Source organism: Brevundimonas sp. (assembly GCF_023259385.1).
Taxonomy (GTDB): Bacteria; Pseudomonadota; Alphaproteobacteria; order Caulobacterales; family Caulobacteraceae; genus Brevundimonas.
The window spans coordinates 3,084-12,880 of the sequence record NZ_JAHFPF010000081.1 but is presented as its reverse complement, the minus strand read 5'-3'; the positions used below and the strand labels follow the sequence as shown (position 1 = coordinate 12,880).

The 9,797-nt window shown below is 69.3% G+C and carries 11 protein-coding genes and 1 pseudogene; 11 read left to right on the top strand and 1 reads right to left on the bottom strand.

Features of this window, described 5'->3' with window-relative positions; all coding sequences use genetic code 11:
* The 9 genes and pseudogenes from Q0C81_RS08050 to Q0C81_RS08010 all read left to right on the top strand — a co-directional run.
* Window positions 1-530 (top strand): annotated as a pseudogene (locus Q0C81_RS08050) (hypothetical protein); the annotation flags it as partial.
* On the top strand, window positions 527-1,156 hold the full coding sequence (locus Q0C81_RS08045; protein WP_291836163.1) for a hypothetical protein: 630 nt from the start codon (window positions 527-529) through the stop codon (window positions 1,154-1,156). The pseudogene Q0C81_RS08050 and the gene Q0C81_RS08045, both read left to right, overlap by 4 nt.
* 46 nt (window positions 1,157-1,202) lie before the next feature.
* Complete coding sequence (locus Q0C81_RS08040) at window positions 1,203-3,023, top strand: M14 family metallopeptidase (RefSeq protein WP_291836160.1); 1,821 nt, start codon at window positions 1,203-1,205, stop codon at window positions 3,021-3,023.
* Between the two features lie 11 nt (window positions 3,024-3,034).
* Window positions 3,035-3,454, top strand: coding sequence for an MAPEG family protein (locus Q0C81_RS08035; RefSeq protein ID WP_291836157.1), 420 nt, complete (start codon window positions 3,035-3,037; stop codon window positions 3,452-3,454).
* 40 nt (window positions 3,455-3,494) lie between these two features.
* Window positions 3,495-4,847, top strand: a complete 1,353-nt coding sequence (locus Q0C81_RS08030) for a metallopeptidase TldD-related protein (RefSeq protein WP_291836154.1) — start codon at window positions 3,495-3,497, stop codon at window positions 4,845-4,847.
* Complete coding sequence (locus Q0C81_RS08025; protein ID WP_291836152.1) at window positions 4,844-5,641, top strand: 3'(2'),5'-bisphosphate nucleotidase CysQ; 798 nt, start codon at window positions 4,844-4,846, stop codon at window positions 5,639-5,641. Before Q0C81_RS08030 ends, Q0C81_RS08025 begins: the two co-directional genes overlap by 4 nt.
* A gap of 75 nt (window positions 5,642-5,716) precedes the next feature.
* Window positions 5,717-5,962: a DUF4170 domain-containing protein gene (locus Q0C81_RS08020; RefSeq protein WP_291836149.1), complete on the top strand. Its 246-nt coding sequence runs from the start codon at window positions 5,717-5,719 to the stop codon at window positions 5,960-5,962.
* Between the two features lie 82 nt (window positions 5,963-6,044).
* Window positions 6,045-6,212, top strand: coding sequence for a hypothetical protein (locus Q0C81_RS08015; protein WP_291836146.1), 168 nt, complete (start codon window positions 6,045-6,047; stop codon window positions 6,210-6,212).
* A complete protein-coding gene (locus Q0C81_RS08010; RefSeq protein WP_291836144.1) occupies window positions 6,209-6,436 on the top strand; it encodes a hypothetical protein in 228 nt (75 codons plus the stop codon). The genes Q0C81_RS08015 and Q0C81_RS08010 overlap by 4 nt, the downstream gene beginning before the upstream one ends.
* A 4-nt stretch (window positions 6,437-6,440) precedes the next feature.
* Here Q0C81_RS08010 and Q0C81_RS08005 read toward each other — a convergent pair whose 3' ends face one another.
* Window positions 6,441-7,106 (bottom strand): sulfur transferase domain-containing protein, encoded by a 666-nt coding sequence (locus tag Q0C81_RS08005; protein ID WP_291836139.1) that lies wholly within the window; start codon window positions 7,104-7,106, stop codon window positions 6,441-6,443.
* 82 nt (window positions 7,107-7,188) lie between these two features.
* Here Q0C81_RS08005 and Q0C81_RS08000 point away from each other — a divergent pair, with 82 nt between their 5' ends.
* Both Q0C81_RS08000 and Q0C81_RS07995 read left to right on the top strand, forming a co-directional pair.
* On the top strand, window positions 7,189-9,030 hold the full coding sequence (locus tag Q0C81_RS08000) for an ABC transporter ATP-binding protein (protein WP_291836136.1): 1,842 nt from the start codon (window positions 7,189-7,191) through the stop codon (window positions 9,028-9,030).
* Window positions 9,027-9,713: a lysophospholipid acyltransferase family protein gene (locus Q0C81_RS07995; RefSeq protein WP_291836130.1), complete on the top strand. Its 687-nt coding sequence runs from the start codon at window positions 9,027-9,029 to the stop codon at window positions 9,711-9,713. Before Q0C81_RS08000 ends, Q0C81_RS07995 begins: the two co-directional genes overlap by 4 nt.
* The last annotated feature ends 84 nt before the right edge of the window (window positions 9,714-9,797 follow it).

Here is a 9,797-nt window from a genome sequence, read left to right as displayed (position 1 = left end):
GCTGGCTGACCCCGCTGCTGGCTTTGTTCGTCGGGCTCGATGTCGCCAGCTTCTGGGACTTCGCCTGGACCAATTTCCGCGACCTGCCGTTCAGCTACGGCCTGCTGATCGTCGGCCTGGCCATCGCCCTGATCTACTTCATCGCCGCGTCGCTGGTCTTCCCGCACGCCATCGAGGACGACCTGTCGCTGGACGATCATTTCTGGGCCAACAAGAAGCTCGTCCTGCTGCTGACCACGGCCGCCAATATCGCCGCGCTCATCGTCGCCGCGCCGATCCTGCTGGCGGCGCCCGCCGGCTCCTTGCTGATCGCCAACTACGCCGTGACCCTGACCGCCTACATCGCCCTGGTGATCCCGGCCGCCTTCGTCCGGAACAAGGCGGCGTTCGCGACCCTGACGGGGATCCACATCGCCATCTATCTGGTGCTGGGCGCCGCCTCGGCCGCCTTCCCCAACTCCTCGGAACAGATGCTTGAGGCCATGAACGCCAGGGAGGCGGCCGCCTCGGCGACGGCGCCCGCGAAATGAGCGCCTTCGAGTTCTTCTTCAGCTTCTACGGCCTGCTGCTGGGCCTCTCGGTGGCCGAACTGGTCGGCGGCTTCGCCCGCATCCTGCAGGAGCGGGAACGGGTGCGCTTCGGCTGGCTGACCCCGCTGCTGGCGACCTTCGTGGCGCTGGATGTGGCGACGTTCTGGAACCAGGCCTGGGTCATCTTCCGCGGCGCGCCGTTCAGCCAGGCCCTGCTGATCGCCGGCCTGATCATCGCCGCCACCTTCTACGTCGCCGCCAGCATGACCTTCCCCCGCGTGTCCGCCGAGGGTCATCACGAGCGGATCGATCTGGATGAGCATTTCTGGAAGTCCCGGCGGCTGGTCTTCGGCTGCATCATGACCGCCAACCTCATCGTCGGCCTGCTGTTCCTGGGCCTCATGGCCGCGAACGAGGGTTTCGCCGCCCTGTCGACGACGCGGCTGTGGGTCGGTTTCGGCATCTTCTTCACCACGACCGCCGTCGCCGCCTTCGCGCCGTGGCGACGGGCCGTGATCGGCGCCCTGCTGATCGTTCTGGCCTACAGCCTGTGGACGCTGTCGATGTCCGCCATTCACCTGCTGTCCAGCGGCGCCTGGTCGCCCGCGCTGGGCGTGACGGGCTGACGCCCGGATCGCTTGCCGCCGTTCAGCATTTGGTCGAGGAAGCATCATGCGCACCCCCCTTCTGATCGCAGCCGCCCTTCTGTTCGCGAGTCCCGCCATGTCCCAGTCTGTCCCCAACGCCGCGCCGTGGGATCAACCCTTCCTGCCGCCGGCGCCGGAGTGGAACGGCGCCAGCCGCGACCTGCTGCGCGCCGCCTCGGACCCGTGGGTCACGGCCTTCGAGGCCGACGCCGCCCATGACTTCAGCCCGACCTACGCCGACACCCGCGCCTGGTTCGACCGCCTGGACGCCGCCTCGGACCTGATCCGCATCGAGCAGTTCGGCGTCTCGCCGGAAGGCCGGCCGATCTACGCCGTCATCGCCTCGAAGGACGGCGCGCGCTTCGATCCGTCCAAGCCGGTGCTGCTGGCCCAGGCCGGCATCCATCCGGGCGAGATCGACGGCAAGGACGCGGGCATGATGCTGCTTCGCGACATCGTCTTCTACGGCAAGGACGACCTGCTGGACCGGGTCAACCTGATCCTGATCCCCATCCTGTCGGTCGATGGGCACGAGCGGGCCAGCGCCTACAGCCGCCCGAACCAACGGGGACCGCGCATTCAGGGCTGGCGCAACACGGCGACCAACCAGAACCTGAACCGCGACTACCTGAAGCTGGACCAGCCCGAGATGCGGGCGGTGCGCGGCCTGATCGTGAAGTACCGGCCCGACCTGTACGTCGACATCCACGTCACCGACGGCATGGATTACCAGTACGACGTCACCTACGGCTACAACGGCGAGGACGGGGTCTATTCCCGTTCGCCCGCCACGGCGCTGTGGCTGGATAACGCCTTCAAGCCGGCGATGAACGCGGCGCTCAAGGCGCGTGGCCACATCCCCGGCGAACTGGTCTTCGGCATCGACGACCAGAACCCGCGCGCCGGCCTGTCGGACGGCGGCCTGGGCGAGCGCTTCTCGAACGGCTGGGGCTCGGCGGCCCACGTCCCGACCATCCTGATCGAGAACCATAGCCTGAAGCCGCACGAACAGCGCGTGCTGGGCACCTATGTCTTCCTCGAACAGGCCCTGAAGCTGCTGGCGAGCGACGGCCGGGACCTGCGCGCCGCGATCACCGCCGACAGCGCCCTGCGTCCGGCCGAGATCCCCGCCAACTTCGTCCAGAACGACCAGCCGACCGTGACCCGCCCGTTCAAGGGCATCACCTATGAGACCTACGACAGCCCGGCGTCGGGCCGCCGCGAAATCCGTTGGCTGGGCCAGGCCGATCCCGTGCTGTGGCAGCTGCCGTTCTACACCTCGCATCCGACGCTGACCCTGCGCCGGCCCGAAGCCTATTGGGTGCCGTCGTACCGGACGGACATCATCGAGCGCCTGCGCGTCCACGGCGTGACGATGGAGACCCTGACCGCGCCGCGCACCGTGCCGGTGGAGATGCTGCGCCTCGACGATCCGAAGGTCGGCGCCCGCGCCAACGAGGGCCATGTTCCGGTGACCGTGACCTCGGTCACGCCCGAACGCCGCGACTGGACCTTCCCGATCGGCTCGGTGCGCGTGCCGACCGACCAGCCGCTGGGCGACATCGTCGTCCTGCTGCTGGAGCCGCAGTCGTCGGAAAGCTTCTTCGCCTGGGGCCTGTTCCCCGAGGTGCTGAGCCGCGTCGAATACATCGAGGGCTACGCCATCGCCCCGCTGGCCGAGCGGATGATGGCCGCCGATCCGGCCCTGAAGGCCGAGTTCGAGGCCAAGCTGGCCGCCGAGCCGGACTTCGCCGCCAACGGCGACGCCCGTTTGCAGTGGTTCTATGAACGAACCCCGTTCTATGATGACCACTACCGCCTCTATCCGGTGGCGCGCGAGAACTGAGGGGCGATTCCATGAGCATCGAACAGGCGCTGGCCTTCCATACCGAGGCCTTCCGGGCGGTTGCGCTCTGGACCGGCCTCTCGCTGCTGTTCGTCCTGTTCCTGTCGATGCGGATCAGCGCCGGACGGCGCAAGCTCAAGGTCTCGGTCGGAGACGGCGGCCACGCCGAGCTGACCACGACCACCCGCGCGTTCGGCAACGCCATCGAATACATCCCGGTGGCGCTGGTCTCGCTGGCCGTGGTGGCGGTCTTCTACAGCGCGCCTGTCGTGCACGTGCTGGGCGGTTCATTCTTCCTCGGCCGGGTGCTCCATGCCTGGGGCATGGCGCAGGAGAAGCAGCCCGCCGCCGGACGCATGTTCGGCATGATCCTGACCTACCTGCCCTTCCTGGCCTCGGCGGGGCTGCTGATCTTCGCCGCCGTCTTCTGACGGCGGTTGCGCCCCGGCGGAGGCCCGGCCATATCGGGGCATGACCTCCCCGCGTGACGCCGCCGCCTCCGACATCCTGCCCGACCTCGTCGCCGCCGCCCTGAAGGCCGGGGCGGACGCCGCCGAGGCGGTGTCCTCGGAGCGCGCCTCCCTATCCATCGGCGTACGCAACGGCGCGCTGGAGGATGTGGAGCGCGAGGAGAGCCGCGACCTCGGTCTGCGGGTCTTCATCGGCAGGCGTCAGGCGACCGTCTCGGCCTCGGACCTGTCGGACAAGACCCGCGCCCGGCTGGTTGAGCGCGCCGTGGCCATGGCCCGCCTCGCGCCGGAAGACCCCTACGCCGGACTGGCCCCACAGGATCGCCTCGCCAAGGGCCCCTTCCCCGATCTGGACCTCTACGACCCGACCGAGCGCAGCGCCGCCGATCTGGAAGCCGCCGCCGCCGAAGCCGAGGCCGTCGCGCTGGCGGTCGAGGGCGTCGCCCGTTCGGAGGGCGGTCACGCCGCCGCCTCGTCCAGCCGCTGGCGTCTGGTCACCTCGCACGGCTTCGACGGCGCCTATCAGGGCTCGGCCTTCTCGCTGGGCGTCGGTGTCATCGCCGAGAAGGACGGGGCCATGGAGCGGGGCGGAGAGCACCGCGCCGTCCGCCACCTGTCCGACCTGCCCTCGGCCGACTCCATCGGCGCCTATGCGGGCAAACGGGCCGTCGAACGCACCGGTCCGCGCAAGATCGCCTCGACCACCGCCCCGGTGATCTTCGAGAACCGCGTGGCGACCCAGGTGCTGTCGCCCCTGCTGGGCGCCATTTCCGGCGCCTCCATCGCGCGCGGCACCTCCTTCCTGAAGGACCGGCTCGGCCAACGGATCCTGCCCGAGGGCGTCCGCCTGATCGACGATCCCTTCCGCCCGCGCGGCCTCGGCTCGACCCCGTTCGACGACGAGGGCGTGGCCGTAAGCCGGCAATCCATCATCGACGACGGCGTCCTGACCACCTGGCTGCTGAACAGCAGCGCGGCGGCCCAGCTGGGCCTGGCCTCGACCGGCCACGCCTCGCGCGGCCTCGCCGGACCGCCCGGCGTCTCGACCCACAACCTGCATCTGGAGCCGGGCGAGCAGGATCTTGACGGCCTGATGGGCCAGGCGGGGACCGGCCTGCTGATCACCTCGATGTTCGGCCCCTCGCTGAACGGCAACACCGGCGACTGGTCCGCCGGGGTATCGGGCTTCTGGTTCGAGAACGGGCGACGCGCCTATCCGGTCAGCGAAGTCACCGTCGCGGGCAATCTGAAGGACCTGTGGGCGCGCCTGGTCCCCGGCTCCGACCTGGAGTTCCGCAGCAGCTTCAACAGTCCGTCCCTGCTGTTCGACGGCGTCGCCATCGCGGGCAAATGACGGATTTCGCCACCGATCTCGAGCTGATCCGCGACGCGGCCCTCGCCGCCGGCGAGCTGGCCCTGTCCGAGCGCGAGCGGGGGCTGAAGATCTGGTCCAAGTCCGGCGGTTCGCCCGTCACCTCGGCCGATCTGGCCGTCGACCAGTTGCTGCGCGCCCGCCTGCTGTCGGCCCGTCCGGACTACGGCTGGCTGTCCGAGGAGACCGCCGACAGCGCCGAGCGACTGTCGAAGCGGCGCATCTTCGTGGTCGATCCGATCGACGGCACCGTGGCCTATATGAAGGACAAGCCGTGGTGGTGCATTCCCATCGCCGTGGTCGAGGACGGCCGACCGGTCGCCGCGGTCATTCACGCCCCCATGCTGAACGAGACCTTCGTCGCCACCTTGGGCGGCGGCGCGTCCCTGAACGGGCGGACGATCACGGCGTCGGACACCACCGACCTGGACGACGCCTCGGTGCTGGCCGACGCCCGGCTGATGGAGGGACCGCACTGGCCGGAGCCCTGGCCCGCCATGCGCTACGAGAAGCGCAACGCCCTGGCCTATCGCATGGCGCTGGTCGCCGCGGGCGCCTTTGACGCGGCCATCGCCCTGACGCCCAAATGGGACTGGGACGTCTGCGCCGGCGCCCTGATCGCGGAAGAAGCCGGGGCGAAGGTCAGCGACCATCACGGCGGCCTGTGGCGCTTCAACCAGCCCGATCCGCGACAAACCAGCCTGATCTGCTCCGCCCCGGCCCTTCACCCGTTGATCGTGCGGCGGACAGCGCCTATTCCGCTCGCGCCGCGCTGATCCGCCTCTTTCAGGTCATTTCAACCTGCAAATGGGACGGTGAACCCCACAGACGCCCTGCTCCGGGATACGAACATGACCGTCGAAACCGAAAACCAGCTGCTGCACATCGTCATCGGCGGCGAGCTGCGCCATCTGGACGCCCCGGTGTTCCGCGACCTGTCCAAGGTCGAATTCGTCGGCGCCTTCCCGAACTACGAGGAAGCCCGCAAGGCCTGGAAGGCCAAGGCCCAGGCCACGGTCGACAACGCCCACATGCGCTACTTCATCCTGCACGCCCACCGGATGATCGATCCGCGCGGCGACGCCCACGAGCACTGATCGCGCCCCCGGGTCCTGACGGGAACCGGGGCCGTCGCTCGAACGCTCTGTCCGTGACAGTCACGTTGACGGAGGATCGCCCGTGAACACTCTTCTGATCGTGCTGGTGCTCGGCGCCATCGCCGTCGGCATCGTCGTGTGGGTCACGCGCCGCAAGCCGGATGCGAACAGCAACGCCCCGCGAGAGTCCGACACCGCCTGGAACGACCCGGTGACGCCCGCGTCGCCGGATGATACCAAACACCCATGACCCTGTTCGGCCGCACACTCGGCGCTGAGGAAATCAGCGCCCTGGTCTTCATGCTCATGGCGTTGGTGCTGTGGACCATGTCCCTGCGCGGCGAGATGCGGTGGACGCGGTGGTTCAGGAACTGGGAAGCCGACCGCAAGGCGCGGCGCGACGCCGAACTGGCTTCGGAGCGCGGCGAAAGCCCTCCGCCGTCCCCCCAAGGACCGCGCGGCCCCTGGAGCTGAGGCCCTACTCCCGCCGCAGCAGCTTCTCGGTCAGCAGGGTGCCCCACCACTGGCCCTTGAACTCGGACCGGATCGCCTTGGGATCATAGGCCGGGCTGTCGATCCACTCCAGGAAGCTGACGCCCGTGGGCTCGACCTCCTTGAGGTATTTCTCCAGCGTGTAGTCCAGCACCCCGGTCAGCCCCTCGCGGTGGTGCAGGTATTTCTTGTCGAGCTGCTTGATCGCTTCCGAGATCGGTTCGCCCAGATGGAAGTGGCGATAGAAGACCGCCATCATCCCGGCCCGGTCCGCCCCCGACTTGCAGTGGATCAGCACCGGATATTCGATCGTCTCGAACAGCCCCTTCGCCCGGCGGATGCGGTCGGGCTGCGGCGGATCCCGGCTGTCCAGCGGCGCGTCGATCAGAGTCAGGCCCAGCCGCTCGCAGGCGTCCTTCTCCAGCGCGTAATAGGCTTCGTCCCGCGCCCCGCGCAGGTTGATGACCGTCTTGATCCCCTGCGATTTCCACCAGGCCAGCTGGCGCGGCGACGGCTGGTTCGTCCGCACCAGATCCGGCCCCAGCCAGTGGGCGTTCATGAACCACCGCCTCAGGAAGGCGTGGTCCTTCCAGACATAGTCCCACTTCGCCCTGAAGCGGCCGGCGGCGGTGGAGAGGTCGTAACGAGGCATGCAAGGGGAGATAGAGGGTCGGAGCGGCCGCGTCACGCCATCCCCGCTTGACTTCCTCCCCCCGTCGTCCGACCTCGGACCGATGACGACGCCTGCCCCCGCGACCGACGAGAAAGAGCCGCTGCGCCCGCTGCTGGCGCGCATCTGGCGCGACTACCTTTCGCACCACCGGACGCCGCTGTTCCTGTCCATCCTCTGCGCGGCCGTCGTCGGCGTCATGGCCGCCACCGTCCTGCAACTGCTGCAGCCCGCCGTCGACGGACTGTTCCTGGGCAAGCCGGTCACCATCTGGCGCGTCTTCACCATCCCGCCCGAACAGGCGCTGGTCAGCATTCCGCTGATCATCATCGGCGCGGGCGTCATCTGGACCATCGCGGCCCTGGGCCAGGCGGCTCTGGTCAACCGGCTGGGTCACGGCATCGTCGGTGACATCCAGGTGCGCCTGTTCGGCGCCATGATCCGCGCCGACCTGGCCCGCCTGCGCAGCCAGCACTCGGGCGGTTTCGTCTCCTCGGTGCTGTTCGACGCCAACATGGTGCGCGAGGCCTTCACCAACGGCGTGGTCAACTACACCCAGCACGCCCTGACCCTGATCGCGGTGATCGGCTACATGGCCTGGACCGACTGGCGGCTGACCCTGATCGTCCTGCTGGGCGCGCCGGTCATCGCCCTTGTCATTCGCCGTTTCGGCAAGCGGGTGCGCAAGGCCACGACCGGCGCCATGGTCGAGACGTCCAACCTCTCCACCGCCCTGATGGAGAACCTGGACGGCGTTCGCCTGATCAAGATCGAGAACCGCGAGGCCGCCGAGGAGGCCCGGGTGGGCGAGGTCGTCGCCCGCCGCCAGCGCCACGTCATCAAGTCCGCCGACAGCCGCGCCTTCGCCGGTCCCTTCTCCAACCTCGTCGCCATGGTCATCGTCGCCGCCGTCATGGCCTACGCCGGCTGGCAGGCGCGTCAGGGCCAGATGACCGTCGGCGCGTTCGCCGCCTACATCGGCCTGCTGATGTCCGCCGGCCAGTCGCTGCGCCAGGTCACCAACTTGCAGACCGTCATGGCCGAGGGCCTGACCGCCGCCCGTCGCCTGTTCGCCTCGCTCGACATCGAACCGGAGATCCGCGAGGCGCCCGACGCCGCGCCTCTGGAGACCGACCCGGTCACCGTCGCCTTCGACCACGTCAGCTTCGCCTACGCCCCCGCGGCCGACGGCGGCGCGCCGACCCTGTCGGACGTCTCCCTGTCGGTGAAGCCCGGCGAGACCGTGGCCCTGGTCGGCCCGTCCGGCGGCGGCAAGTCGACGATCCTGTCGCTGCTGCCCCGCTTCTACGACGTCACATCGGGCGCCGTGACCATCAACGGCCGCGACATCCGCGAGCTCAAACTGCACGACCTGCGCACCCACATCGCCCTGGTCACGCAGGAACCCTTCCTGTTTGACGACACCATCGCCGCCAACATCGCCTATGGCCGCCCCGGGGCCTCGCAGGACGAGATCGAGGCCGCCGCCGCCTCGGCCGCCGCCCATGACTTCATCACCGCCCTGCCCGAGGGTTATCTGACCCGGGCCGGCGAGGCGGGCCTGCGCCTGTCCGGCGGCCAGCGCCAGCGGATCGCCATCGCCCGCGCCTTCCTGAAGGACGCGCCGATCCTGCTGCTGGACGAGGCCACCTCGGCGCTGGACACGGAGAGCGAGGCCCTGGTGCAGGTCGCGCTGGAGCGGCTGATGGAGGGCCGCGCCACCCTGATGATCGCCCACCGCCTGTCGACCGTCCGCAACGCCGACCGCATCTATGTCATCGACGCAGGCAAGGTGGTCGAGACCGGCAGCCACGCGGCGCTGGTGAAGAAGGGCGGCCTGTACGCCCGCCTGGCGCGACAGCAATCCCTGGACAGCGATCCGATCTCCGTGGCGAGCGTTTCATGAGGCCGCTGCGCAACCCGGTCGTCCAGGCGTTCTTCGCCTGGGCCCTGGCGTGGTGGATGCGGTTCTGCTTCGCCACCATCCGCTGGACGCACCAGAACGAAGGCGTGGCCGAGGCCATATGGAAACAGGGCGGCGGCGTGCTGTGCGCCTTCTGGCATTCGCGCATCAGCCTGAGCCCCGCCAGTTGGCCGCTGGACCGCGCTCAACCGGTCAAGGGCCTGGTTTCCCTGTCGCCCGACGGCCAGTTCATCGCCCGGGCGATGGCGCTTCTGGGCATCCCCGCCGTGCGCGGCTCGTCCGCCAACAAGGACAAGGCGGACCGCGCCAAGGGCGGCACCCAGGCCCTGCGTGACGGCCTGCGCCAGCTGAAGGTCGGCGCCTTGGCGGTCACCCCCGACGGTCCGCGCGGCCCGGCCCGGCAGATGGCCGAGGGCCTGCCCCTGCTGGCCAAGCTGTCGGGGGCGCCGACCCTGCTCATCGGCATCTCCTGCAATCCGGCCATCCGTCTAAACAGCTGGGACAAGGCCGTCCTGCCGCTGCCCTTCGGCAAGGGGGCCATCGTCTGGGACGTGGCCGACTATCCGGAAGGCGCCGACGTGGCCGATGTCGCCTTCGCCTGGGCCGAGCGCCTGGACGCCGTCGAGGCCGAGGCCGACGCCATCACCGGCCTGAAGCGGGTCTGACGTGAGCCCCGCCCTGATCCTCTACCGGCTCCTGACCCGGATGCTGGAGCCGCTGGCCCCCCGCCTGCTCGACGGTCGGGCGAA